This is a genomic window from Macrococcus sp. DPC7161 (assembly GCF_004117835.1).
Classification (GTDB): domain Bacteria; phylum Bacillota; class Bacilli; order Staphylococcales; family Staphylococcaceae; genus SDSC01.
The window spans coordinates 1-240 of the sequence record NZ_SDSC01000072.1 but is presented as its reverse complement, the minus strand read 5'-3'; the positions used below and the strand labels follow the sequence as shown (position 1 = coordinate 240).

The window sequence follows — 240 nt, the reverse complement described above, 5'->3', positions numbered from 1 at the left end:
CAACATCAGGTTCAGTATCAAATAGTGAATCGATATCAGGTTCAATCTCAGAATCAACAAGTGGATCAATCAGTGAATCGACATCAGGTTCTATTTCAGAATCAACAAGTGGATCAGTAAGTGAATCTACTTCAGGATCAGTATCGAACTCAGAATCAACAAGCGGTTCAATTAGTGAGTCGACATCAGGTTCTATTTCAGAGTCAACAAGTGGTTCAATTAGCGAATCAACATCAGGTT

General features: G+C 38.3%; 1 protein-coding gene. It reads right to left on the bottom strand.

Features of this window, described 5'->3' with window-relative positions; all coding sequences use genetic code 11:
- A partial coding sequence (locus ER639_RS12375) for an MSCRAMM family adhesin SdrC (RefSeq protein ID WP_240664091.1) occupies nt 1–240 on the bottom strand: 240 nt, incomplete at both ends.